The organism is Archangium lipolyticum, from assembly GCF_024623785.1.
Taxonomy (GTDB): Bacteria; Myxococcota; Myxococcia; order Myxococcales; family Myxococcaceae; genus Archangium; species Archangium lipolyticum.
In genome coordinates, this window is record NZ_JANKBZ010000008.1 from 248,601 (window position 1) to 272,360 (window position 23,760).

Consider the following 23,760-nt stretch of genomic DNA (forward strand, 5'->3'; position numbering starts at 1 on the left):
CCTCCACGCCCGAGGAGCGACCCCATGGCCCGGTACGACAAGGACGACGAACTCAACACCCCCCACCCGAAGCACATCGACAAGCCCAAGGGAGAGATGACCATCCGCGAGGCCGCCTCGAAAGAGATGGAGGAGCAATCCACCGGGACCACCGTCATGCGGGGAAAGGCGGTGCACGGTTTCGGAAATGGCACCGACACGTCGAAGCGGCATGGCGACATGCGGTCCATGGACATGCCGATGATGCACGGCCCAGCGCTTCAGGAGGTGGAGGCCCCCATGAAGGGCTCCACCGCCGGCATGGGGATGGGCATGCAGCCGCCGAGCACCGGGGAGTCGGTGACGCGGCTCATGGACATGATCTTCCAGCTCCCGTTCCACGCGCAGCTCAGTGTGCTGCGGATGATGGCGCCGCGGGTGCTCGGGTCCATGGACTCGAGGGATCTGGACAACTTCCTGCGCGACCTGCGCTCGGAGATCTCCACGGTGGAGTCGGGTGAGGAAGGCACCGGAACGCGCATCACGAACACACCGGACATCCAGGGGACGTGAGCGGCGTCCCTCCCCGGTGGCCGACATGGGAGGGAGGGCTCGCCCGGTGGGCTGTCCTCCCTTCCGACGCAACCCGTCGTCGCCCAGTTCGTTCTCAGCTCAGTCCTTCTCGTCCCGGCGCGAGGGAGTGCCCAGGCCGAGTGCCGAGGAACGGATTCCCGCGCTGGCACTGGCGGCCATGAACCGGAGCACCTGCCGCGGGTCCTCCATCATCCGCTTCAGCTCGCCCCCGAGTTCCTGGAACAAGCTCCGGTAGAGCTCCATCTTCTCCGCGTCCGACAGCGGGGAGGCATGTCCCAGCGGTGGCAGCCGCCGCTGCCAGGCGCGCGAGCGCATCAACTGCGTGCGCAGGAAGTCCAGGACGTCGATGGGCGTCGGGGGCATGAGGCCCACCGAGATGGAGATGGACTCCTGCTCCGGCGCGCTCACGTGGTGCCAGTAGCCGCCGGGAATGTAGAGCCAGTCACCAGCCTCGAGTCGGCACTCCTGCACCGGCGTCCGCTCGCGCGAGACGTCCGGCGCATCGTTGAGCGTCTCGTGGAGGGGCGTGGGGTTGAGCGTGTTGCGCCGCAGCAGGTAGCTCTTGGCGCCCAGGGTCTGGAAGATGAAGACCTCTTCGGGGTCGCAATGCCAGCCAAAGCTGCCGTGCCCCGCGGGGGTGCAATAGAGCTGAAGGTTGACCGTGCCCTGAAGCTCGGCGGAGAGCGTACGCCCCAGCTCCGCGAGGCCGGCGTCGTGCCGGTCCGCGTGCCGCAAGACGATGGAATATCCCTGCGCGTGGAGCGCGCGGGCCTCGCGGGCGCTCGTGGGCCTGGGGCCGGTCCACAGCTTGCCATCGCGAACGAGCAGCAGGTCGCACTCGGGGGTCTCGATGAGGCGCTCGGCGGTGTCCCACGTCGCCAGCTCTCGCAGCTTCGAAGCGGCGGAGGGCCGCGCGAGCGGCTGCTGGAGGTAGTGCTCCTGGAGGAAGACGGAACGAGGGAGATCGCCCAACAGGGTATCAATGAGCATGACGCGGGCATTGTACCGGAGCGACATCCCGGAGGGGGGATGTCACACGGTGGAGGTCGAGGAGGGAGGGATGGGCCGGCGTTCCTTCAGGTTGAAGCGGTCGTCCCGGCCCAGCACGTGGACGCGCGCGTCGTGGATGGTGAGGATGCCCTCGGACTGCCGGTCCGACAGGCTGGTGAAGCGGATGCCGGTGCCGTCGATGACGTAGATGGCACCCGAGCCCAACACGGTGAATTCCTCGTCGTTCGTCACGTGGATGGCGGTGTCCTCGTCGATGCCGATGCCCAGGTTGTGCGGGTTCTGCGCGACGGCGCCCATGAGCCGCCCGAAGCGGCCCCGCTCGGCGAAGTGCGAGTCCACGATGACGCCCTCCAACAACCCGAGCCCCGGAGCCATGGACAGGGAGGTGAGACGGGACTGATTGGTGGGGCCGCTGATGAGCATCGTCTCGGACATGGCCGCCGCGCCCGCCGAGGTGCCGACGATGGTCGCCCCCTCCTCATGCAACGCGAAGATGCGGTCCAGCAGCGGCGAGCCCCCCATCTGGCTGGTGATGCGCAGCTGGTCGCCGCCGGTGAAGAACAGCACCGAGGCCCCCTCCAGCTTCTCCACGTTGGCCGGGTCATAGGCCTGCTCGCGGTTGCGGATGTCGAGCACCTCCATGTAGCGCACGCCCAGCCGGCCGAAGGCCTTGCGGTACGTCTCCGCCGTGGCCTCGGGCTCCATGGTGGCCACGGTGAGCACGACGATGCGCCCCCCGTCGTCCTGCGCCTTCTTCGCGGCCTGCCGCAGGATGGTCCGCTCCTCGTCCGACTCCTTCTGCTCGTGGCCACCGATGACCAGCAGGTCACCCCGGCGCTTCTTCTTCATGACATGTCTCCTTCCCCGCCCTCGAGCAGCCGCCCGTCCCGCACCCGCTGCCGTCCCCGAGCGAAGACGTGGACGACCTCCAGCGTGCGTGCCTCCAGCACCACCACGTCACCCTCCACGCCCGGCGCGAGCCGCCCCTTGCGGTGCAGCTTCAGCGCCGCCGCGGGATTGGCCGTGAAGAAGGGTAGGACCTGTTCGAGCAAGAACCCATGCTCGCGCACGGAGGCGACCAGTTCCTGATGCAGCCGGGCCGGCTCGGCGCCCGCGGTATGGGCATCCGAGGACACGGTGAGCCGCTCGGGCACGCCTCCGTGTTCCAGGTAGTAGCGGATCCACCGGCCCACTCCGGGATCCACCGTGTCCACGTCCACGAAGGCCCCCCGGCGCGACAAGGCGATGGCATCGTCCATCAGCGCGTCACTGCGGTTGGCGTGTGTGGCGTAGATGTACTCCGGCGCCACCTCGTACCCGTCGAGCAGCGCATGGAGCGGCCGCATCAGGGTGCGGCCCGGCCCGACGTGGAAGTGCGTGACGCCGGCCTTGCCCGCCATCCTCCCGCCCACCATCGCCGAGGACACCACCCGCGCCAGGTCGTCCAGCGAGGGGTGGCTGGAGCGGGCGTCGGAGATGGCCAGTTCCCCCACGCCGATGACCCGGTCGATGAGGACCAGGTCATCCATCACGGAGCCTGTGAGCGTGGCCGGAGGGACGTAGAAGCCGCCGGTGTAGAGGAAGGCGCTCACTCCCTGCTCGACCAGTTGCCGGACCTTGCCCACCAGCGCGCTCAGGTGCCGCGTGGTGCCATCCGTTCCCAGACAGCCCACCACGGTGGTGATGCCGGCGAGCAACAACTGCTCCAGGGAGACCTCGGGCCTGCGGCTGGCGAAGCCCTTCTCCCCGCCGGCCCCAATGAGGTGCTGGTGCGGGTCCACGAGGCCGGGGACGACGAGGCCCCCCCGGGCGTCGACCACCTCGTAGGGCAACCCGAGCGCGATCAACGCGGCTTCGTCCACCTCGCCCAGCCGGGCCACGCGCTCGCCCACCAGCAGCACCGGCTGGATTCCCGCCGGTGCTGGCGCGTGGAGGACTCCGTTGCGAATGAGAGTGAGCACCGGACCCGTGTCCCCTACATGAGGCTCCGAGACACGGGCAGCTCGCACACCCCGGACTCCTCATCCGCCTCCACGTCGGCGAGGGACTCGAGGACCTCCAGCGCCTCCTCGACGATGTCCGCGATGATGACCAGCCGGTCCCCGGGCCGGGAGCGTTGGAAGCCGAGGAGGATGCCCTCGCGCCCGTCCGCGGCGAAGTGGTGGGGCGTGTCCGGAGCCAGGCAGCTGCGCATCAACTGGGGAACCTCCAGCTCCGCGCGCTCGCGGCGATCCTTCAGGTCATGGAACACGTACTCGTCCACGAAGGGCAGCGTCTCCTGGACGGTGGCCAGGATGTCCTCGTCGCGGCGATCTCCCGGCAGGCCAATCACCATCAGGGTGCGGCGGGAGCCGTCGCGGGGCAGCGCCTCGGCGATGGCACGCATGGCGCCGACGTTGTGCCCGTAGTCCAGGATGACCTGCCGCCCCGCCAGCCCCAGGACGTTGAAACGCCCCGGCGCCATGCGGTGGTCCGAACGGAAGGTGGTCAGCGCGCGGACGATGAGCGCGGGGTTGAGCCCCTGGGCCCAGGCCGCGGCAGTGGCGGCGAGCGCGTTCTCGAGCTGGAAGCGCAGGGCGCCTCCCGCGGTGAAGGTGATGCGCTCCAGTTCCACCAGCAGCTGGCGGCGATCCCCCCTGGCCGTGACGATGAACCCGTTCTCGACGAACACGCCGCTGCCGCCCTGGGCCAGGTGCGCCTGGAGGATGGGGTTGTCCGGCCTGCGCGAGAAGTAGACGACCTGGCCCTTGGAGGCGGCCGCCATCTCCGCCACCAGTGGATCATCCGCGTTGAGCACCGCCGAACCATCCTCCGACACCGACTCGATGACGACCTGCTTCACCCGCGCCAGCTGCTCCAGCGTGTTGATGCCACCGAGCCCCAGGTGGTCCGGGCTGACGTTGGTGACGATGCCCACGCTGCACCAGTCGAAGCCGAGGCCCTCGCGCAGGATGCCGCCGCGCGCCACCTCCAACACCGCCACCTCCACGCGCGGGTGCAGGAGGACGGCCTGGGCGCTCCTCGGCCCCGAGCAATCACCCTCGAGGATGCGCTCGCCGCGGATGTACGTCCCGTCGGTGCTCGTCATGCCCACGCACTGGTGCGCCGTCTCGAACATGTGTGCCACCAGCCGGGTGACGGTCGTCTTCCCGTTGGTGCCGGTGACGGCGATGATGGGGATGCGCGAGGGCGCCCCATCCGGATAGAGCGACTCCACGATGGGCACGCCCACGTCGCGTGGAATGCCATTCGTCGGCTGCAGGTGCATGCGCAGCCCCGGCGCCGCGTTCACCTCGACGATGGCTCCGCCCTGCTCCATCACCGGGCGCCGGATGTCCTTGCACAGCAGGTCGATGCCCGCGACGTCCAGGTTGAGCACCTGCGCTGCGAGCTCGGCCATGCGTGCGTTGCTCGGGTGCACCTCGTCCGTCACGTCCGTGGCGGTGCCACCGGTGGACAGGTTGCAGTTCTGGCGCAGCTTGACGACCTGGCCCTGTGCCGGAACGGACTCCCCGGTGAGCCCCTGCTGACCGAGCACCACCTGTGCCGCGTCGTCCAGCCGGATGCGGGTGAGGGAGCTGCTATGGCCCGGCCTCCGGCGGGGATCCTGGTTGGCCACCTCGACCAGTTGCGCCACCGTGCGCCGGCCATCCCCGATGACCTGTGCCGGGTCCCTCCGCGCCGCGGCCACCATCTTCCCATTGACGACCAGGAGCCGGAAGTCATCGCCTTCGATATGCCGCTCGACGAGCACGTCGCCGCGGTACTGGCTGGCGACCTCGTACGCGGCGCGGACCTCGGCCTCGGAGCGCAGGTTCACCATCACGCCCTTGCCCTGGTTGCCCGCCTCCGGCTTGAGGATGACGGGCAGGCCGAGGTCCTGGGCCACCTCCCAGGCCTCGTCCGCCGAGCGCACCGTGCGGCCCTCGGGCACGGAGATGCCCACGTTGCGCAGCACGCGGTTGGTGAGGGGCTTCTCCTGGCAGATCTCCACGGCGAGCGAGGACGTGTCGGACGTCTGCGAGGCGAGGATGCGCTTCTGGTGGATGCCGTAGCCGAGCTGCACCAGGCTGCCGGTGGGCGTCAGCCGGCGCACCGGAATCTTCCGGCGGCGCGCGGCATTGACGATGGCGCGGGTGCTCGGGCCCATCCGGTACTCGTCGGCCATGTCCCGCAGGCGCTCGAGGGCCGCGGGCGCGTCGTAGGGCTCGTCGAACATGGCCGCGAGCGTCATCTCCAGCGCCGTCTTGAAGGCCTCGCGCGCGGGCTCCTCCTCCTCATAGGCGACCACGACGGTGTACACCCCCGTCTCGCCCGTGCCCCGCGCGCGGCCATACGCCACGTCGAAGCCCATCTCGTTCTGGATGGCGATGGTGACGTGCTCGGTGATGTGCGCCAGGTACGTGCCGCGCCGCAGCCGCTCCACGAAGCCCCCGGGCCGGCCGATGCTGCATTCGTGCACGTGCAGCCCGGGCAACCAGGACGTCAACCGCTCGACGAAACCGGGGAAGGAGTTGCTCGGCCGCGTCTCCAGCGGACCGATGTCCAGCTCGACGCGCAGCACGGTCTTGTATGCGTAGAGATTGGGCCCGCGGAGGGCCTGGACCCTGCGAACCGTCACGCCATGGGAAGTCATGAGAATTAATTCCGGGTCGGGTTGATTCACACAGACGGTACGGCTGTGTGACCTCTTTCAGAGGTATCCCTGCCCTTCCCGACCTGCACCTGTCCCTGGGTTCAATCAAAGCCTCGCACCGGAGACACGTTGTCAGCCCGGCAACGACGCGGTGCGGCGGGATGAGGCCCGCACCGTCCGGAAGCTGAGCGAGTACCGCAGGGTCTTCACCGGAGAGAGCGTGTGCTGCCAGCTCGAGCGCGCCGCTCCGGCCAGGATGTAGAGGGAGCGTGGCGCGAGCTCGAGCGCTGCTGTCTGGTATGCGCCGTCCACCTCTCGACGGAAGCGCATCCGCGCCGCTCCGAGCAGCGAGACGCCGATGACACAGGGGCCGAACATCGGCGCATCGCGGTGCCAGCCGATGCTCGCACCGGGTGGGTAGCGGGAGACGAGCGCCTCCTCGAGCTCGCCGGGGTCGAGTCCCGCGGCGGCGGCGCAGCGCTCCCTCAGTGGTTCGAGGAAGGGCGGCACGGGTGGGGCGGGCGTGAGCCTCCAGGATTCATACCCGTAGTCCCAGCCGTAGTGCACCACGGTGCGCCGGGCCACCACCCCGTGCATGTGGATCTCCCGGAAGTCGAGCCGGGAGAGCTCGTCCACCAGCGTGCGCTCCTCTTCCTCGGTGAGGAAGCCGGGCAGGTAGCGCAGCCCTTCGGGAAGCCCGGTCACCATCGGTCAGACCCGAGGCACCTCGGGGCCCGGAACGGTGGTGTCGCGGGACAGGGCCTCGAGCCCCACCGTGGGACCCTCGTAGCCCCGGCCGAAGCCCTTGGCGCCAGGCTCCAACGGATGCGCGCCCGAGAAGAGGCTCTTCGCGCGGCCGAACAGCCAGCGCACGCCCTGGAGCCCGTCGCGCAGGAGCGCCCGGGGCGCCTCGCGGGACAGGAGCGGCGGCCCCTTCAACGTCCCCGACACGGTGTCCTTCGGCATCGGGTTGATGCCCACGCCCAGCTCGTAGACCATCTTCCCGCCGAGCGTGGCGGTGTACAGCGCCGCGGCGTTGGCCAGCAGCCCGACCACGGTCTGGCCCACCGAGGGAGGCCGGCCCAGCCGCCACAGCGTCACGCCCACGGCCCCCAACGTGATGCAGGCATTGCCCAGGCCGTGGAGGAACACCATGTCCCGGGCGCGGGGTTCCTCGAGCTTCACCTCCTGGGAGGCGGCCAGTCCGGCCAGCCCCGCGAAGAGCGCGCTCACCGTACCGGCCACCCAGAAGCGCCGGCCCACCTTCGCCCAGGACCGGTCCCCGCTGGTGACCGCGATGAGATCGGCCACCGCCGCGGTGGGCAGCAGGGCCAGTGGAGCGTGAACGACAGAGGGATGGAGTTCGTGAAGGAGCATCTTCATGCCAGGAGGGTAGACACCCCGCCGCGCGAGCCTCGCTCCCCTGCCCGGAGACCATCCGTCCGCGGCGAAGCTGGCGGACCGCGAGCACGGGGAGCGGGCAGGCCTGCGCTGTCCCTCCTTCCGTGGAGGACACCAGCCACGGCTGGCCTCCCCCCGAGAGGGCCTGACCATGAGCAACTTATGGCTGCTTGAACTCAAGGGCCCCCACCATGACAGCACCAGACACTGAACCCAGAACAACAACGGAACAGGGCGGCGAACAGGCTCCCGAGGACACCCGCTCGGCCCAGCCGGACGCGGTTCCCGCGTCCCCTGGCGGAAAGGCCTCGACGGCGCCTGGCGAGGACATCCAGGTGTGCGCATCGGACACCATCGACGAAGGCGACGGAAACTACCTGGAGCCGCCAGACTGATGGGCGCGAGCGCTCCACGAGGTGAGCGTGCCGGTCCGCTCCGCGACCTGGCATGCAACGCGCGGTGAACACCCGGCGTCGCGCGGTGCCTACTCTTGGCGCATGGGTAGCCAGGACTCGACGCGTGCGGCAAGCACTTCCGCTGTACCGGGGGCCACTGTACCGGAGGCCACTCCCGCCCCCTCCGCATGGGCGGGAGCGGCAATGGATGAAGCAACGCAGGTGCGTGGCTATCCACGCCCTCAACTGCGGCGTGCCGCCTGGTGCCCGCTCAATGGCTCCTGGGACTTCGCGCTCGACCCGCTCGGGCGCTGGTCGGTTCCAGCCGAGGTGGGCTGGAACGCTCGCATCCTCGTGCCCTTCGCTCCGGAGACGGAGAGCAGCGGCGTGGGGGATACCAGCTTCTACCGCGCGTGCTGGTACCGCCGCGCCTTCGAGCCTCCCCCGCTCGGGCCCCAGGAGCGGCTGGTGCTGCACTTCGGGGCGGTGGACCACGCGGCCACCGTCTGGGTCAACGGCTCGCGCTGCGCGTACCACGAGGGGGGCTACTCGCCCTTCAAGGTCGACATCACCGACCTGCTCCACCGCGACGGCCCGCAGGAGATCGTCGTGCGCGCGGAGGACGATCCGGCCGACCTCGCCAAACCCCGGGGCAAGCAGGACTGGCAGCTCGAGCCCCACTCCATCTGGTACCCACGCACCACCGGCATCTGGCAGACGGTGTGGCTCGAGCGGGTCCCCGTCACCCGCATCGAGGGCCTGCGGTGGACGCCCAACCTGGCGCGCTGGGAGCTGGGGCTCGAGGTGCACATCGAGGGGCTGCGCCCCGAGGGGCTGCGGCTGAACGTACAGCTGAGCGTGGGGGACACCCTGCTCGCCCGCGACTCGTACACGGTGGTGCTGGGGGAGGTGTATCGCCGCATCGCGCTGTCCGACCCGGGCATCGACGACTTCCGCAACGAGCTGCTGTGGAGTCCCTCCTCGCCCACGCTCATCCAGGCCCGGCTGGAGCTGCGCGGCGCCGATGGCCAGTTGTTCGACGCGGTGGACAGCTACACGGCGCTGCGGGCCGTCTCGGTGCAGGGTGACCGCTTCGTGCTCAACGGGAGGCCCTACCCGCTGCGGCTGGTGCTCGACCAGGGCTACTGGGATGCCACCGGCATCACCGCGCCGGACGACGCGGCGCTCCGGCGCGACGTGGAGCTCGCCCGGGCCATGGGCTTCAACGGCGTGCGCAAGCACCAGAAGATCGAGGACCCGCGCTACCTCTACTGGGCGGACCGGCTGGGGCTCATCGTCTGGGAGGAGATGCCCAGCGCGTACCGCTTCACCCGCCAGTCCGTCGAGCGGCTCACCCGCGAGTGGCTCGAGGTGCTCGCGCGCGACTACAGCCACCCGTGCATCGTGGCGTGGGTGCCGCTCAACGAGTCCTGGGGCGTACCCAACCTGCCCGACAACGTCGCCGAGCGGCACTACGTGCAGGCGCTCTTCCACCTCACCCGCACGATCGACCCGATACGCCCCGTCATCGGCAACGACGGTTGGGAGAGCGTGGCCACCGACATCATCGGCATCCACGACTACGACGCCGACCCCGCGAAGATCGCCCAGCGCTATCGCTCGCACGAGGTGCGCCCGCACCTGTTCCAGCGCGAGCGTCCCGGCGGACGGGTGATCGTCCTCGACGGCCACCCGCATATCGATCATCCCATCGTCCTCTCCGAGTTCGGCGGCATCTCGATGGCGCGTGGCGACCAGCGGGAGTGGGGCTACTCCCAGTGCAAGAATCCGGAGGAGCTGGCACACCGCTACACCGCGCTGCTCGAGGTGGTGCGCTCACTCGAGCTGTTCGCGGGCTTCTGTTACACGCAGTTCGCCGACACGTACCAGGAGGCGAACGGGCTGCTCTACTCGGACCGCACGCCCAAGTTCCCCCTGGAGCAGATAGCGAAGGCCACACGCGGCCCGCGATTCTTCAGCGACATTCCCATGCCCCCCGCCCCTTCCGGGCGGCCCCGCCCCACCACCGAGACAGGCGAGCCCGAGCCCGCGGGGGCCTGAGCCACGAGAGGAACGGCGATGCGATCTCCCCCGGATGACGCCCCCCGCTTCGAAGCGCTCTTCGGCCGCCCGGCGAAGGTACGAGCCCAGGCCCCCGGCCGGGTGAACCTCATCGGCGAGCACACCGACTACAACGGTGGCTTCGTGCTGCCGATGGCCATCCCCCAGCAGACGGAGGTGATGCTGGCCCCGCGCGAGGACCGAAAGGTGCGCGCCTTCAGCGCCAACCTCAAGTCCGAAGCGAAGGTGGACGAGTACGTGCTCGGGCAGGAGAAGCCCGGCCGGGGCTGGCTGGACTACGTGCAGGGCGTCACCCGCGTGCTGCACTCGGAGGGCCACACCCTCGGAGGCTTCGACCTGTGGCTGCGCTCGGACGTGCCGCTCGGCAGCGGCCTGTCCTCGAGCGCCGCCCTGGAGGTGGCCCTGCTGCGCGGCCTGCGTGAGTGCTTCGGACTGCCGCTGGACGACGTGCGCATCGCACTGCTGGGCCAGAAGGTGGAGTGCGACTTCGTCGGCGCGCCCGTGGGGGTGATGGACCAGATGGCCTCCAGCCTCGCGCATGGGGGCTCGGCGCTCTTCCTCGACACCCGGAGCCTCCAGTACGAGCGCGTGCCGCTGCCCGCGGGGGTGGAGCCCATCGTCGTCAACTCGGGCGTGACGCACAGCCACGCGGGGGGCGACTACCGGGTGCGCCGCGCCGAGTGCGAGCGCTCCGCGAAGCTGCTCGGTGTCGAGCAACTGCGTGACCTCCCCGACGGAGAGCTGCCGCGTGCGCTCGCCCTGCCCGAGCCGCTCGGCCGGCGCGTGCGCCACGTGCTCACCGAGAACGCGCGCGTGCTGGCCACCGTGCGGGCGCTGCGCGAGGGCGATCTCGCCGCGCTGGGCCCCCTGTTGTATGCCTCACATGTCTCTCAGCGGGACGACTACGAGGTGTCCGTTCCGGAGATCGACCTGCTGGTGGACCTCGCCCGCGCCGAGCCCGATGTGCTCGGGGCCCGGCTGACAGGTGGTGGCTTTGGCGGCTCGGTGGTGATGCTGGCACGGACGGGAACGGGCGCGGACGTGGCGGCTCGCATCGCCACCCGCTACGGCGAACGTGCCACGCACCGGGCAACCGTGCTCGTTCCCCAACCCGCCCCCTCGCCCTGATCGCCCCCCCTGAGCAGGCGACGGAGCGAGCCTCCTTTGTACCCCAGGTCAGTAGGAGTGACTGGGATGGGTGACCACCCTCCTCACGTACCCAAGGGCGTGTACGGAGGAGGGCGGATGACGATGCAGTCGAGCCACAATGTGATGGAAACCGGCCAGCAGCCGGATCTGGTGTGCCTCTCGCACTTGCGCTGGAACTTCGTCTTCCAGCGCCCCCAGCACCTGCTCAGCCGCTTCGCGCGGGAGCGCCGGGTGTTCTTCTTCGAGGAGCCCATCTACGACCGGAAGCAGCCGCGGCTCCAGGTCACCCGCTCTCTCGAGGGTGTCTGGGTGGCGGTGCCACACCTGCCCGAGGGGCTCGACGAACAGCGGGTGGTGGCCATGCAGCGGGCGATGCTCGACGAGCTCCTCGCCCGGCATGCCGTGCACCGGTACGTGAGCTGGTACTACACGCCGATGGCGCTGCCCTTCACGCGGCACCTCGAGCCCCGGGCGGTGGCCTACGACTGCATGGACGAGCTGTCCGCGTTCCGGGGCGCGCCTCCCGCGCTGCTGCGCCACGAGGTGGAGTTGCTCGAGCGCGCGGACCTGGTCTTCACCGGTGGCCAGAGCCTCTACGAGGCCAAGCGGGACCGGCACCCCTGCGTGCATGCCTTCCCCAGCAGCGTGGACGTGGCACACTTCGCCACCGCGCGCCGCCCCCTGAAGGATCCGGAGGATCAGGCGTCCATCCCCCATCCACGGCTCGGCTTCTTCGGCGTGGTGGACGAGCGGATGGATGTCGCGCTGCTCGAGGCGGTGGCCGACGCGCGCCCGGACTGGCAGCTCGTCATCATCGGCCCGGTGGTGAAGATCGACCCGGCGACCCTGCCACGCCGGCCCAACCTCCACTTCCTGGGCGGCAAGCTCTACACCGAGCTTCCTGCGTACCTGGCGAACTGGGACGTGGCGCTGATGCCGTTCGCGCGCAACGAATCCACGCGCTTCATCTCGCCCACCAAGACGCCCGAGTACCTCGCGGCCGGCAAGCCCGTGGTGTCCACGTCCATCCGTGACGTGGTGCGCCCCTATGGCGAGCAGGGCCTGGTGCGCATCGCGGACACGCCGGAGGACTTCGTGCGCGCCTGCGAGGCGGCCCTGGCCGAGGACCGCGCCACCTGGCTCCCCCGGGTGGACGCCCACCTGGCGACGATGTCCTGGGACACCACCTGGTCCCAGATGAAGGCCCTGCTCGACGCCGCCTCGGGACGGCGCGAGGAGGCGGCGAAACCCAGGAGCGCGGCGGCAGCCGAGGACCTGGCCACCATTTGAGACCACCGGCGCGAGCGTGCGCCCCGACAAGGAAGACGACGATGTTCGACTACATGGTGGTGGGAGCGGGATTCGCGGGCAGCGTGATGGCCGAGCGGCTCGCCAGCGTCCACGGCAAGAAGGTCCTCGTGGTGGAGAAGCGGCCCCACATCGGCGGCAACGCCTATGACCACTACAACGATGACGGGCTGCTCGTGCACAAGTACGGGCCGCACATCTTCCACACCAACTCCCAGGACGTCTTCGACTACCTCAGCCGCTTCACCGAGTGGCGGCCCTACATGCACCGGGTGCTGGCGAGCGTGGACGGGCAGTTGATGCCCATCCCCATCAACCTCACCACGCTCAACCAGTACTTCGGCCTCAACCTCACCTCCTTCGAGGTGGAGGCCTTCCTGCAGAAGCTGGCCGAGAAGCGCGAGGCCATCCGCACCTCCGAGGACGTCGTCCTCAGCAAGGTGGGGCGTGAGCTGTACGAGAAGTTCTTCCGCAACTACACGCGCAAGCAGTGGGGCCTGGATCCGAGCGAGCTGGACTCCACCGTCATCGCCCGCATCCCGGTGCGCACCAACCGGGATGACCGCTACTTCAGCGACAAGTACCAGGTGATGCCGCTGCATGGGTACACCCGGATGTTCGAGCGGATGCTCGCGCACCCCAACATCAAGGTGCTGCTGAACACCGACTACCACGAGGTCAAGGACATCATCCCGTACCGGGAGATGATCTTCACCGGCCCGGTGGACGAGTACTTCGACTACTGCTTCGGCAAGCTGCCCTACCGCTCCCTGAAGTTCCGCCACGAGACGCACAGCCAGGAGCGCTTCCAGCAGGCGCCGGTGGTGAACTTCCCCAACGAGTACCCGTACACGCGCTGCACCGAGTTCAAGTACCTCACCGGGCAGGAGCACCCGAAGACGAGCGTCGTCTACGAGTACCCCACGGCCGAGGGAGACCCATACTACCCGGTGCCCCGCCCGGAGAACGCCGAGCTGTACCGCAAGTACGAGCAGCTCGCGAAGGACACCCCGGGCGTGCACTTCGTGGGACGGCTGGCCACGTACAAGTACTACAACATGGACCAGGTGGTGGCGCAGGCCCTCACCCTGTGCACGAAGATCATCGGCGTGCGCCGCAGGGATCTGCTCGAGATGCAGGTGGAGGGGCACGCGTGAGCCCTACCTCCGGAGGACCTCGGGGACTCCCCGAGCTGTGGGGCGGCATCGAAGGCACGGTCAACCGCGTGGGCGACCGGTACTTCGACCAGATGCGGCGCAGTGGCCACTGGGAGCGCATCGAGGATCTGGATCTCATCGCCGCGCTCGGTATCAAGGCCCTGCGCTACCCGGTGCTCTGGGAGCAGCTCGCACCGCTCGGCCCCTCGCGGGCGGACTGGACGTGGCCGGACGCGCGGCTGGCACGGCTGCGGCAGTTGGGGGTGCGGCCCATCGTCGGACTCGTGCACCACGGCAGCGGGCCGCGGCACACCAGCCTGGTGGACCCGGCCTTCCCCTTCGAGCTGGCGCAGTACGCGCGGGCCGTGGCCGAGCGCTACCCGTGGGTGGAGGACTACACCCCCGTCAACGAGCCACTGACCACCGGGCGCTTCAGCGGGCTGTACGGCCACTGGTACCCGCACGGCAAGGACTACACCACGTTCGCGCGGACGATGGTGGTGCAGTGCCGCGCCATCGTGGAGGCCATGCGCGCCATCCGCGAGGTGACACCCGGGGCCCGCCTGATCCAGACAGAGGACATGGGGCGCACCTACAGCACCCCGCACCTCGTCTACCAGGCGGAGTTCGAGAACCACCGGCGCTGGCTGAGCCTGGACCTGCTCTGCGGGCGCATCGACCGCCACCACCCGCTGTGGCCCCACCTGCTGAGCTGGGGCGTCTCCGAGAAGGAGCTCGGGTGGTTCCTCGACAACCCCATGCCCCCGGACGTGGTGGGGCTCAACTACTACATCACCAGCGACCGGCTGCTCGACGAGCGGATGGAGCACTACCCGGCCTGGTCCCACGGCGGCAACGGACGCGATGCCTACGCGGACGTGCACGTGGCCGGGGTGTGGAAGGACGCCATCTCCGGCCATCGGGACGTGCTCTCGTGGGCGTGGGAGCGCTACCGGCTGCCGGTGGCCTTCACCGAGGTGCACCTGGGCTGCACACGGGAGGACCAGCTCCGCTGGCTGGGCGAGGCATGGGACGCGGCCTGCTCGCTGCGCCAGGAGGGCGTCGACGTGCGCGCCCTCACCGTGTGGAGCCTGCTGGGGGCCTACGACTGGAACACGCTGGTGACGGCCGAGCGCGGCTTCTACGAGCCGGGCGTCTTCGACATACGCTCGCCGCGCCCGCGCCCCACCGCGCTGGCCCACATGACACACGCGCTGGCCACTCGTGGGGACTTCGAGCACCCGGTGCTCGCCTCGCCGGGCTGGTGGCGGCGTGACGACAGGCCGGAGCCGAACTTCGCCGCGAGCCTCCACGGTGACAGCCCGGTGCCCTACGTGACGTACGTGCCCCCCCGGCGCCCGGGCTCCGAGGCACCCCGTCCCCTGCTCATCACTGGAGCAACCGGGACGCTGGGACGCGCCTTCGCCCGGCTGTGCACGAACCGGGGTATCGCCTTCAAGCTCCTGTCACGTCAGGAGCTGGACATCGCCTCACCGAAATCGGTGGAGAGGGCACTCGAGCGACACCAGCCCTGGGCCGTCATCAACGCCGCGGGCTACGTGCGCGTGGATGACGCCGAGCTGGATGCCGAGCGGTGCTTCCGGGAGAACACCGTCGGTCCGGAGGTGCTCGCCACCCTCTGCGGCACGAATGGCGTGCGGCTGGTCACCTTCTCCTCGGATCTCGTCTTCGGTGGCTCGCGCAGCTCGGCCTATCTGGAGAGCAGCCGGGTCCAACCGCTCAACCAATACGGCCGGAGCAAGGTGGAAGCCGAGCGCCGGGTCCTGGGGCGGATGCCCGAGGCACTGGTGATCCGCACGGGTGCCTTCTTCGGCCCATGGGATCGCCACAACTTCGTCACCCTCGCGCTCGGAGCGCTCGCGAGCGGGAAGCGCTTCGCGGCGGTGAACGACGTGATCGTCTCCCCCACGTACGTGCCGGATCTCGTGCACACCTGCCTGGATCTGCTCCTCGACGAGGCGAGCGGCGTCTGGCACCTCACCAACGAGGGAGAGGTGACGTGGGCGGAGCTGGCCACCCAGGCCGCCCGTCTGGCCGGGTTGGATCCGCGGCGGGTGGTGGCCAGGCCCCTGATCTCTTTCGGGTGGGCAGCGGCGCGACCTCGCTATAGCGTCCTGGGGAGCGAGCGCGCACAGTTGATGCCCCCGCTCGCCAAGGCCCTCGAGCGTTACCTCGAGGAGGATGAGCACAAGCCCGCGCGAAAGGCGGCCGGCGGTGGCCGGGTGGCCTGCGTGGAGTGTGGAGGGAATGCCGATGAAAGTCATGGTGACGGGCGGTGCGGGCTACATCGGGAGCGTGGTGACGGAGGAGTTGCTGCGGGGGGGTGACGAGGTCGTCGTCTACGACAGCCTCTACAAGGGCCACCGGGAGGCGGTGGTGGAGGGCGCCACCTTCGTGAAGGGCGATCTGCTCGACACGGCGCTGCTGCGCGAGACGCTCGCCCACCACAAGGTCGAGGCGGTGGTGCACATGGCGGCCGACTCGCTGGTGGGCGAGTCGGTGAAGGTGCCGGCGAAGTACTACCGCAACAACGTCCTCGGGGGGCTCAGCCTGCTGGATGCCATGCTCGGGGCGGAGGTGAAGTACCTCGTCTTCTCCTCCACCGCCGCCGTCTACGGTGAGCCGGCGAAGCAGCCCATCGAGGAGACCGACCCCACCCAGCCCACCAACCCTTATGGCGAGACGAAGCTCGCCTTCGAGCGGGCCCTGCGCTGGTACGACGGGGCGCACGGGCTGAAGTACGTGAGCCTGCGCTACTTCAACGCCGCGGGCGCCACCGAGCGCAGCGGCGAGCGGCACAATCCCGAGACGCACCTCATCCCGCTGGTGCTCCAGGCGGCGACGGGCCAGCTGCCCGAGGTCACCGTCTTCGGCGATGACTACCCCACCCCGGATGGCACCTGCGTGCGCGACTACATCCACGTGGTGGACCTGGCGCAGGCGCACATCCTCGCCCTGCACGCGCTGGCCAAGGGGCACCCGAGCTCCATCTACAACCTGGGCTGCGGTGGAGAGGGCTACAGCGTGAAGCAGGTCATCGACTGCGCCCGCCGCGTCACGGGACGGGACATTCCCGTGCGCAAGGGAGCGAGGCGGGCGGGAGATCCCGCGGTGCTCATCGCCAGCTCCGCGCGCATCGTCCGGGAGCTGGGCTGGCGTCCCACGCAACAGAAGCTGGACGCCATCGTCGAGTCCGCCTGGCGCTGGATGCAGCGCAACCGCTAGCGCACGAGGACGTCGGGCCTCGGGAGCCCCTCCACCTGCACCGTGGGCCAGCGCGGGTCCACGGTGAGGTTCTCCAGGCCATCCGGGGACACGACGATGGTGTCCTCGATCTTCGCCCCGGGCAGGGAGGGGTTCCACGCCACCGCGTTGTAGAGCTCGAGCGCCACCGTCATGCCGGGGAGCGCCACCACGTCCCGGGAGAGATAGCCGCACGAGCCCCCCTGGTGGTGGAACGCCTCGCCCCCGGGATGCCCGGCCGCGGCATAAGCCTGGACGAGCGCGTCGTAGACCTGACCGAGCGTGGCGCCCGGGCGGGAGGCCTGGAGCGCGGCGGCCTCGATGCGCGCCACGTCGGTGATGAGCCGGCGCTCCTCGGCGGAGGGGGGCCGGAAGTAGACGAAGCGGGTGAGGTTGGCGAAGAGGCCGTGCCGGCGGGCGCAGAAGACGAGCATGGCCCGGCCCCCGAGCCGCTCCTTCGAGGCCGTGGCGTGCCGGTGCAGGGGGAGACGGCGCTCCTCACCGACGAGGGTCAGCGTGGGATGGATGCCTCGCGCCCAGAGCGCCTCGGCTCCGGCGCCGGCCAGCTCGAATCCCGTCCACTCGGGCCTGGCGGCGAGCAGTACGTCGGTCATGGCCGCGGCCGACTCCCGTCCGAGCGCGCGGTAACGCTCGAGCTCCTCGGGAAGGAGCGACCAGCGGGCACGCAGCAGACCCGCTGGCAGCGGCACCTCGCCCGCGGTGGGCCGGTCCGAGGCGATGGAGCCAGCTCCTCGACGCTCGGACACGAAGGCCTCGCGCCGGGCCTTGTCCGTCCACGGGTGGGCCCAGACCGGCAGCCCCGCGGGGACCTCCTCCTGCTCCAGCCGCGCCTCCTCGATGACGTCCGTGAGCACCCAGGCCCCGTCAGGGGTGATGAGCACCTCCGCGACGCCGGCCTCCGCCGTGAGGATGACGACGCTGGAGCCACCACACGTCGCCCAGGCGAACCAGTCCACGCCTCGCAGGCGGACCGCGCCCAACCCGTGCTCCTGCATGTTTGCTCGCACCAGGGCGAGCTTGGTCGACAGTTCGTTCATGACGGCTCCACGTGGTGACAGAAGTTATGGGGAAGATGGACCATGGGGCCGAACGCCGCGAAGCACAAGGCCGGACAGCGGCGGGTCAGTCTTCCGGCGCCTCGCTCCCCTCCACCACCGTCGCCCCGAGTTCCTTCGTCAGCCGCAACGGCTCCGCGCGTGAGCGCTTCGCGATGGCCTGGGCCAGGGGCTCGGCGTGCGTCGTCACCCAGACCTGGCTGTGCATCGAGGCATCCACGATGAGCCGGCCGAGGGGCTCCAACAGATCCGGGTGCAGACTCGTCTCCGGCTCGTTGAGCGCGAGGAACGCCGGGGGCCTGGGGCTCAGGAGCGCCGCCAGGAGGCACAGGTAGCGCAGCGTTCCGTCCGACAGCTCGCGCGCCGCCAGGGGACGCAGCAGCCCCGGCTGGTGGAGGAAGAGGCTGAAGCGCCCCTGAGGCGCCTGCACCTCCAACCGAGAGCCGGGGAACGCATCGGAGAGGGCCCGCTCCAGCGCCTCGTGGTCCCCAATCTCGATGATGGTCCGCAGTGCGGCGGCCAGATCGCGCCCGTCATGCGCCAGTACCGGGGTGCGCACGCCCACCTGTGGCGAGCGCATGGGGGCGTCCGGATCCGTGCGGAAGTGGTGATAGAAGCGCCACATCCGCAACGTGCGTTGCAGCTCGGACAGGCGCGGGAAGCGGTGCGGCTCGGCGAGTTGGGACAACACCGATTCACTGGCCCAGAGCTGCACGGGGAACGTGGTCCGGCTCCCTTCGGAGTCGCGCACGAAGGCCGTGCGATCCTTGCGCTCCATCAGCACCGCCCGCCGCTTTCCATCCACGGTCCACAGGTGCTCTTCCTTCACTTCCGGGTCCAACTTGAAGAGGGTCGGATCCGTTGGCGAGGTGGGCACCGGGCCGAGACTCAGCTCGTACGCGAGGTCGTCGAGGGAGACACCCACCGTCATGCGCAGGGGCTTCTTGTCGCGCGAGCCCGCCCAGAGCACGCTGGGCACGCCGCCCTCCTCCGCGAGCACCTGGGCCAGCCGGCCCTCGGCCGCGGCGGACAGCAGGTAGAGCGAGCGGTAGAGGTTCGTCTTCCCGCTGCCGTTGGGCCCCACGATGACGGTGAGCGGCCCCACGGGCAGGACGAGCTTGCGCACCGAGCGGTACCCGGCGACCTCGAGCTGGGTGATGGGCATGACACCACACCCTAGAACACGCCCGGGACACGGTTCAGGGGTATCTTGACCGGCTGACTGCCCCCAGGAGGAGCTGTCACATGTTCACCCGTTTCACTGCGTCGAGCGTGCCTGGCCTGGTCATTCTCGGTGTGCTGGCCGGATGCGCCACGGGGACTCTTTCGGGAAGCAAGGTGGGCTCCACGTCCGCGGCGGGACACCGCACACCGAGCCACTACGCACAGTCCACGGACTCGGCGACGAGCGGCTGCCTGCGCAACCCCGCCTGCTACGGCCAGTCGGGAGACGACGCCATCATTCCCTGGCTGTCGCGCGCGGCGCGCGCGGCCCGCACCACCGCCACCCTCGCGACGATGCTGGCGGACACGGAGGTCCAGGTCGTCGAGCAGGTACTGACCCAGTGCGCCAAGGCGGCCCATCAACAGGTCAACGCCGGGGACAAGGAACTCCAGGGGCAGGAGCCCACCCGGGAGCAGTGCAAGGAGGTGCTCCGCAAGGAGGGGGACAAGGAAATAACGCGTGCCATGGAGCTCGGGGCCAGGAAGCACAAGCTGGCCCTGGATTGTGCACGGGCAGCGTTCGCCGAGCGCTTCTCGGAGAACGTCACCGTGGAGCCGACCTATCAGCAGGACACGGCCACGGGACGGTGGATGCGGCTCGACCCCAAGAAGGTGGCGGAGTGGCTTGAATTGGGGCTGACCGGCAAGCTCTGGGGATCGCTGGTGCCCGACATCGTGATTCACGCCGCTGGCGATCCGAACCAGGTTCGGCATGTCTACGACTTCAAGTTTCCCTGCCCGGCCAATAACGAACCTTCTTGGAGAAAATCCACCAAAGGCCAGCCTCATCATCCGAACGATCAAAGAGCGATGTATAGAAAGGCACTCCTTGGAGGAAAGAGCGAGCCCAGACTCGTCACTCCCGAAGGAGTCAAATGATGAGCGAGCACTACCCGCGCGTACGTCTCTACAAAAACAAGCTCGTGGGAGGAAGCCACCTCTTCATCCGGGAGAGCGTGAGCATCACTCTGTACATGAGGCGCTCCTACCAGGAGGTAGTGCAGCAGGTGATTAGCGCCCTGGAAGCGTATCGCCACAAGCTCGGGCCCCAGGCGCTCGGTTGGTACATCGACCCGGATAGCGGCGACTGGGAGCAACTTGATGACAAAAGCTGGGCGAACTTGCGGCAGATGTTGCTCACAGGAACCATCGCCCAACTCTGGCTGCGTGAGTCACCCAGTGAAACCACGGGATACGAGGTTCTCTATTACGGTCGGCTGCTCGACGTGGCCGATGAAGATGAGACCAGTGTGGTGTCCTTCCGCCTCCCCACGGAATACATGGAGGAGCACGGGCCAGAGCAGGTGCGGGAATTGGCGCTGGAACTGGCGACGGAGCTGCCCTTCACCACCGGCCATGCCGGCCTCGCCTTCCACTTCCCAGAGAGCATGCTCGGCACCACGGAGCGCATCCGTGACCTGTCCTTCCGCCATCCCGGCCTGGACATTCCAGGAGTGCACTTCGAATCCCTCTCCATCGGCACGCGGGTGGACGGGGTGCACTGGCTGAACTTCCTGGGTCCTCCCGTCCTGGGTGAGTTGGGTGGCGCCACTGGCCTGCGACAGCGTCTTCACTCGCCCAGCACCGCCGTGCAGGAACTCGAAGGAGAGCGGGCGGTGGTGACGCTGGGGAAATGGCCGGAGGCGGGAGATACGGAGCAGGGCCACACGCTGCCCGAGTACCGCGAGCTGGCACGCGTGCTGGAACCCTGGCTGTACATGGGCCGCGCTCGCTTCAGTGGTTTCAGCGAGGAGGACATGCGGCGGTGGGAGCGGCGCTTCCTCGACTGACGCTCGCTGCCACCCAGGTGACACTGCGCTCTCCGTGCGCATTCGCACTGCATGAGAAGCGCCCACTCCCGCGTTCTCAGAGCGTGTGAATCACTCGCGGTAGCTGTCATGCAGCCTGCTCGCCTGCCCCCCGGCGGGCATGTGTGCCGTGCACGAGACAACGCACGCTCGCAAAGCGCCATCGTCCCACACTCCCCGTGCCTGAAAGCCGTTCCTAGTTCTAGGCCCTCACGCGCTGTGCGTGCCTCGAACAAGGGGGATGGTGTGGGACTGGAACACGCGACGCTCCGAGGCCTCTTGCGGCCCGCGAGTCAGCTGATGGGCTGGCCGCTGATGGCCGCCCTCTGGGTGGCGCCCGCCTGGGCCGAGCCGCCCGCTCCGCAACAGGAAGGAGAGATCTCCAACCTCGCCGAGAGCGCCTCGTCCAAGCATCAACTGGACTCCTCGCTGGACAGTGAGGACGAGGAGGCCCCTCCCGAGTTCACCCTCGGACCCGTGGAACAGGTCCCCCCGGGGGAGCGCCGCTGGGTGCACAAGTTCGAGCGCGCGGACCTCACGTCCTACTTCGCCGAGGGAGAGCTCGCCAAGGCCAAGGACGCCTTCGACCGGGGCCGATACCGCACCGCGCGACAGATACTGGAGACGCAGGACGCCACGCCCCCGGTGCGCTACCTCCGGGCGATGAGCGCCCTGCGCATGGGCCAGTGGGCCACGGCGGCCGAGGAGCTCGCGTCGCTGGCCGAGGCCCACCCGCCCCTGCGCGACTACTGCCACTTCGAGGCGGCGCGCGCCTATGAGCGGCTGCGCAAGTGGACCGAGGCCGTCCAGCACTACTCGGCCGTGTCTCCCGGCGCCCGGCGCTACGAGGAGGCCCGCTTCGGCATGGCGTACATCCTCGAGAAGAAGAAGCGGGACTACGCCGGCGCCCTGGCGGCCCTCACTCCCATCGTCCAGACGGAGACGCCCAAGCCCAACAACCCCGCCCAGGCCGAGGCGTGGCTGACCATCGCCCGGCTGGCGCGCTACCAGGCAGATTACAACGGCGAGCACCGGGCGCACCTCGCGGTGTGGGCGCTCCACCCCTTCTCCAGGGAAGCCTCCGCGGCCGTGAAGGGCCTGCGCGATCTGCCCTACGTGCCCAAGTGGAAGGTGGCGCGCGCCGAGACGCTGCTCTCCCTGCACCACAACCTCGAGGCGTTGGACATGCTGGAGCGGCTGCTGCCCAAGATGGAGCTGCCGGATCCGCTCGCCTGCCGCGCGCACTTCGCCTACGGCACGGCGCTGCGCAAGGAGCGTAAGCACTCGCTGGCCATCCGCGCGCTGCGGCCCGTCGTCGAGCAGTGCCAGGACGCCGCGCTCCGCCCGCGCGCCCTCTACGTGCTGGGCTACTCGGAGTCGGTGGTGGAGCCGGAGAGCTCCGTCGCCACCTACCTGAAGCTCGCGCAGGACTACCCGCAGCACCCCTACGCGGACGACGCCCTCTTCTACGCGGCCGGCAAGGCGCTGGAGCGCGGGGAGAAGGCGGCGGCCATGAGCTACCTGGACCAGCTCATCGCCCGCTATCCGGAAGGCAACTTCGCGGCCGAGGCCCTCTTCCAGCGCTTCTGGGTGTACCGCGCCGAGGGCCAGCCCGACGCGGCGCTCGAGGCCCTCTCCCGCATCGAGGCCCTCCAGGGCAAGGGCTCCACGCACGAGTCGGTGCAGCGGGCCCGCTACTGGCGCGCGCGCATCCTGATGACGCAGAGCCGCGCCGCGGAGGCCCATGCACTGCTGGAGCGGGTGGCGGCCGAGGGCGCGGCCACGTGGTACGGGCTGATGGCGCGCTCCCGGCTGGCACGTGAGGCTCCGGAGCGGGCCCGCGCCGTCTCCGAGAAGCTGCGCGCCCCCGTGAGCGTCATGGATGTCTGGCCCCTGGACGCGGGCAACCTCGCGAAGGATCCCCACTTCATCACCGGCATCGAGCTGATGAGGCTGGAGCACCGGGAAGGCGCCGCCGAGCTGCTGGCCGTGGACCGCAAGGGCCGCAGCGAGGAGTCCATCCGGCTGCTCTTCCACATCCTCAACACCACCGGCCACGAGCGTCACGCGCGCCCCATCGCCTGGGCCCTGCGCCGCGAGGGACTGGCCGCGCCCACCGAGGCCGAGACGCGCCTCATCTACTCGGCGGCCTACCCGCACGCCTTCCGCGACCTGGTGGTGCGGCACAGCCGGGCGGCGCGGGTGAACCCGGACCTGATGCAGGCCCTCATCCGCGAGGAGAGCGCCTTCAACCCCAGGGCGCGCTCGTCCACCGGGGCGCTCGGGCTGGCCCAGCTCATGCCCGCCACGGCCTTCGCGGTGGCGCGCCAGCTCAACGTGCCGCTGGCCACGCCCACGGCGCTGCTCGAGCCCCGGGAGAACATCCGCCTCGGCTCGGCGTACCTGGGCAGCCTGCAGCGCCGCTTCGCGGGCAACCCGGCGCTCGCGGTCGCCAGCTACAACGCCGGTCCCGGCGCGGTGGATCGCTGGCTGTCGCGCTTCCCCGATGCCGAGCTGGACGAGTGGGTGGAGCAGATTCCGGTGGAGGAGACGCGCCTCTACGTCAAGCGCGTGCTCGGCAGTGCCGCGACCTACCAGCTCCTCAACGCCTCGGACTCGCTCACCACGCTGGCCTTCGGGGAGCGTGGCTCCAATAATGCGGGCTCGCGCTGAGCC

Annotated in this window: 19 protein-coding genes; 11 read left to right on the forward strand and 8 right to left on the reverse strand. The window is 69.5% G+C overall.

Annotation, left to right across the window (positions count from 1 at the left end):
* Positions 1–24: 24 nt before the first annotated feature.
* Positions 25–552 (forward strand): hypothetical protein, encoded by a 528-nt coding sequence (locus NR810_RS19635; RefSeq protein WP_257454470.1) that lies wholly within the window; start codon positions 25–27, stop codon positions 550–552.
* A 99-nt stretch (positions 553–651) separates the two neighbouring features.
* On the opposite strand, the gene NR810_RS19640 is transcribed toward NR810_RS19635, so the two are convergent.
* The 6 genes from NR810_RS19640 to NR810_RS19665 form a co-directional block, all read right to left on the reverse strand.
* Positions 652–1,563, reverse strand: coding sequence for a cupin domain-containing protein (locus NR810_RS19640; protein WP_257454472.1), 912 nt, complete (start codon positions 1,561–1,563; stop codon positions 652–654).
* A 42-nt stretch (positions 1,564–1,605) separates the two neighbouring features.
* On the reverse strand, positions 1,606–2,433 hold the full coding sequence (locus NR810_RS19645) for a cyanophycinase (RefSeq protein ID WP_257454475.1): 828 nt from the start codon (positions 2,431–2,433) through the stop codon (positions 1,606–1,608).
* On the reverse strand, positions 2,430–3,545 hold the full coding sequence (locus NR810_RS19650) for an amidohydrolase family protein (protein ID WP_257454478.1): 1,116 nt from the start codon (positions 3,543–3,545) through the stop codon (positions 2,430–2,432). Before NR810_RS19650 ends, NR810_RS19645 begins: the two co-directional genes overlap by 4 nt.
* Positions 3,546–3,559: 14 nt before the next feature.
* Positions 3,560–6,220: a cyanophycin synthetase gene (cphA, locus tag NR810_RS19655; protein WP_257454480.1), complete on the reverse strand. Its 2,661-nt coding sequence runs from the start codon at positions 6,218–6,220 to the stop codon at positions 3,560–3,562.
* Positions 6,221–6,352: 132 nt separating this feature from the next.
* Positions 6,353–6,928 carry an alpha-ketoglutarate-dependent dioxygenase AlkB gene (locus tag NR810_RS19660; protein ID WP_257454482.1) on the reverse strand — a complete coding sequence of 192 codons (576 nt, stop codon included), beginning with the start codon at positions 6,926–6,928 and terminating at the stop codon, positions 6,353–6,355.
* Between the two features lie 3 nt (positions 6,929–6,931).
* On the reverse strand, positions 6,932–7,603 hold the full coding sequence (locus NR810_RS19665) for a DUF2231 domain-containing protein (protein WP_257454484.1): 672 nt from the start codon (positions 7,601–7,603) through the stop codon (positions 6,932–6,934).
* 209 nt (positions 7,604–7,812) lie between these two features.
* Between NR810_RS19665 and NR810_RS19670 the strand changes: the two genes are divergently transcribed.
* From NR810_RS19670 to galE, 7 genes are all read left to right on the forward strand, one after another.
* The gene (locus tag NR810_RS19670; RefSeq protein ID WP_257454486.1) at positions 7,813–8,016 is read left to right on the forward strand and encodes a hypothetical protein; all 204 of its coding nucleotides are present in this window, start codon (positions 7,813–7,815) and stop codon (positions 8,014–8,016) included.
* Positions 8,017–8,220: 204 nt separating this feature from the next.
* A complete protein-coding gene (locus tag NR810_RS19675; protein WP_257454487.1) occupies positions 8,221–10,077 on the forward strand; it encodes a glycoside hydrolase family 2 protein in 1,857 nt (618 codons plus the stop codon).
* A gap of 18 nt (positions 10,078–10,095) precedes the next feature.
* Positions 10,096–11,226 carry a galactokinase gene (galK, locus tag NR810_RS19680; protein ID WP_257454489.1) on the forward strand — a complete coding sequence of 377 codons (1,131 nt, stop codon included), beginning with the start codon at positions 10,096–10,098 and terminating at the stop codon, positions 11,224–11,226.
* A gap of 117 nt (positions 11,227–11,343) precedes the next feature.
* The gene (locus tag NR810_RS19685) at positions 11,344–12,537 is read left to right on the forward strand and encodes a glycosyltransferase family 1 protein (protein ID WP_257454491.1); all 1,194 of its coding nucleotides are present in this window, start codon (positions 11,344–11,346) and stop codon (positions 12,535–12,537) included.
* A gap of 41 nt (positions 12,538–12,578) precedes the next feature.
* Complete coding sequence (glf, locus tag NR810_RS19690; RefSeq protein WP_257454493.1) at positions 12,579–13,712, forward strand: UDP-galactopyranose mutase; 1,134 nt, start codon at positions 12,579–12,581, stop codon at positions 13,710–13,712.
* The gene (locus tag NR810_RS19695) at positions 13,709–16,060 is read left to right on the forward strand and encodes a family 1 glycosylhydrolase (protein ID WP_257454495.1); all 2,352 of its coding nucleotides are present in this window, start codon (positions 13,709–13,711) and stop codon (positions 16,058–16,060) included. The genes glf and NR810_RS19695 overlap by 4 nt, the downstream gene beginning before the upstream one ends.
* Positions 15,981–16,958: a UDP-glucose 4-epimerase GalE gene (gene galE / locus NR810_RS19700; protein WP_257454497.1), complete on the forward strand. Its 978-nt coding sequence runs from the start codon at positions 15,981–15,983 to the stop codon at positions 16,956–16,958. Before NR810_RS19695 ends, galE begins: the two co-directional genes overlap by 80 nt.
* Here galE and NR810_RS19705 read toward each other — a convergent pair.
* Both NR810_RS19705 and NR810_RS19710 read right to left on the reverse strand, forming a co-directional pair.
* Positions 16,955–18,034: a M24 family metallopeptidase gene (locus tag NR810_RS19705; RefSeq protein ID WP_257454499.1), complete on the reverse strand. Its 1,080-nt coding sequence runs from the start codon at positions 18,032–18,034 to the stop codon at positions 16,955–16,957. The genes galE and NR810_RS19705 overlap by 4 nt on opposite strands.
* Positions 18,035–18,119: 85 nt before the next feature.
* Positions 18,120–19,217: an AAA family ATPase gene (locus NR810_RS19710; protein ID WP_257454501.1), complete on the reverse strand. Its 1,098-nt coding sequence runs from the start codon at positions 19,215–19,217 to the stop codon at positions 18,120–18,122.
* Between the two features lie 80 nt (positions 19,218–19,297).
* Here NR810_RS19710 and NR810_RS19715 point away from each other — a divergent pair, with 80 nt between their 5' ends.
* From NR810_RS19715 to NR810_RS19725, 3 genes are all read left to right on the forward strand, one after another.
* On the forward strand, positions 19,298–20,155 hold the full coding sequence (locus NR810_RS19715) for a hypothetical protein (protein ID WP_257454503.1): 858 nt from the start codon (positions 19,298–19,300) through the stop codon (positions 20,153–20,155).
* A complete protein-coding gene (locus tag NR810_RS19720) occupies positions 20,155–21,066 on the forward strand; it encodes a DUF3396 domain-containing protein (protein WP_257454505.1) in 912 nt (303 codons plus the stop codon). The genes NR810_RS19715 and NR810_RS19720 overlap by 1 nt, the downstream gene beginning before the upstream one ends.
* Positions 21,067–21,330: 264 nt before the next feature.
* A complete protein-coding gene (locus NR810_RS19725) occupies positions 21,331–23,757 on the forward strand; it encodes a lytic transglycosylase domain-containing protein (RefSeq protein WP_257454506.1) in 2,427 nt (808 codons plus the stop codon).
* The last annotated feature ends 3 nt before the right edge of the window (positions 23,758–23,760 follow it).

What these genes read in the sequence shown, in the direction of transcription:
- NR810_RS19665 (WP_257454484.1), bottom strand. Translation starts at nt 7,603, where the DNA reads ATGAAGATGCTCCTTCACGAACTCCATCCCTCTGTCGTTCACGCTCCA.
- NR810_RS19660 (WP_257454482.1), bottom strand. Translation starts at nt 6,928, where the DNA reads ATGGTGACCGGGCTTCCCGAAGGGCTGCGCTACCTGCCCGGCTTCCTC.
- NR810_RS19715 (WP_257454503.1), top strand. Translation starts at nt 19,298, where the DNA reads ATGTTCACCCGTTTCACTGCGTCGAGCGTGCCTGGCCTGGTCATTCTC.
- glf (WP_257454493.1), top strand. Translation starts at nt 12,579, where the DNA reads ATGTTCGACTACATGGTGGTGGGAGCGGGATTCGCGGGCAGCGTGATG.
- cphA (WP_257454480.1), bottom strand. Translation starts at nt 6,220, where the DNA reads ATGACTTCCCATGGCGTGACGGTTCGCAGGGTCCAGGCCCTCCGCGGG.
- NR810_RS19635 (WP_257454470.1), top strand. Translation starts at nt 25, where the DNA reads ATGGCCCGGTACGACAAGGACGACGAACTCAACACCCCCCACCCGAAG.
- NR810_RS19645 (WP_257454475.1), bottom strand. Translation starts at nt 2,433, where the DNA reads ATGAAGAAGAAGCGCCGGGGTGACCTGCTGGTCATCGGTGGCCACGAG.
- NR810_RS19685 (WP_257454491.1), top strand. Translation starts at nt 11,344, where the DNA reads ATGACGATGCAGTCGAGCCACAATGTGATGGAAACCGGCCAGCAGCCG.
- galE (WP_257454497.1), top strand. Translation starts at nt 15,981, where the DNA reads ATGCCGATGAAAGTCATGGTGACGGGCGGTGCGGGCTACATCGGGAGC.
- NR810_RS19710 (WP_257454501.1), bottom strand. Translation starts at nt 19,217, where the DNA reads ATGCCCATCACCCAGCTCGAGGTCGCCGGGTACCGCTCGGTGCGCAAG.
- NR810_RS19705 (WP_257454499.1), bottom strand. Translation starts at nt 18,034, where the DNA reads ATGAACGAACTGTCGACCAAGCTCGCCCTGGTGCGAGCAAACATGCAG.
- NR810_RS19670 (WP_257454486.1), top strand. Translation starts at nt 7,813, where the DNA reads ATGACAGCACCAGACACTGAACCCAGAACAACAACGGAACAGGGCGGC.
- galK (WP_257454489.1), top strand. Translation starts at nt 10,096, where the DNA reads ATGCGATCTCCCCCGGATGACGCCCCCCGCTTCGAAGCGCTCTTCGGC.
- NR810_RS19640 (WP_257454472.1), bottom strand. Translation starts at nt 1,563, where the DNA reads ATGCTCATTGATACCCTGTTGGGCGATCTCCCTCGTTCCGTCTTCCTC.
- NR810_RS19675 (WP_257454487.1), top strand. Translation starts at nt 8,221, where the DNA reads ATGGATGAAGCAACGCAGGTGCGTGGCTATCCACGCCCTCAACTGCGG.
- NR810_RS19720 (WP_257454505.1), top strand. Translation starts at nt 20,155, where the DNA reads ATGAGCGAGCACTACCCGCGCGTACGTCTCTACAAAAACAAGCTCGTG.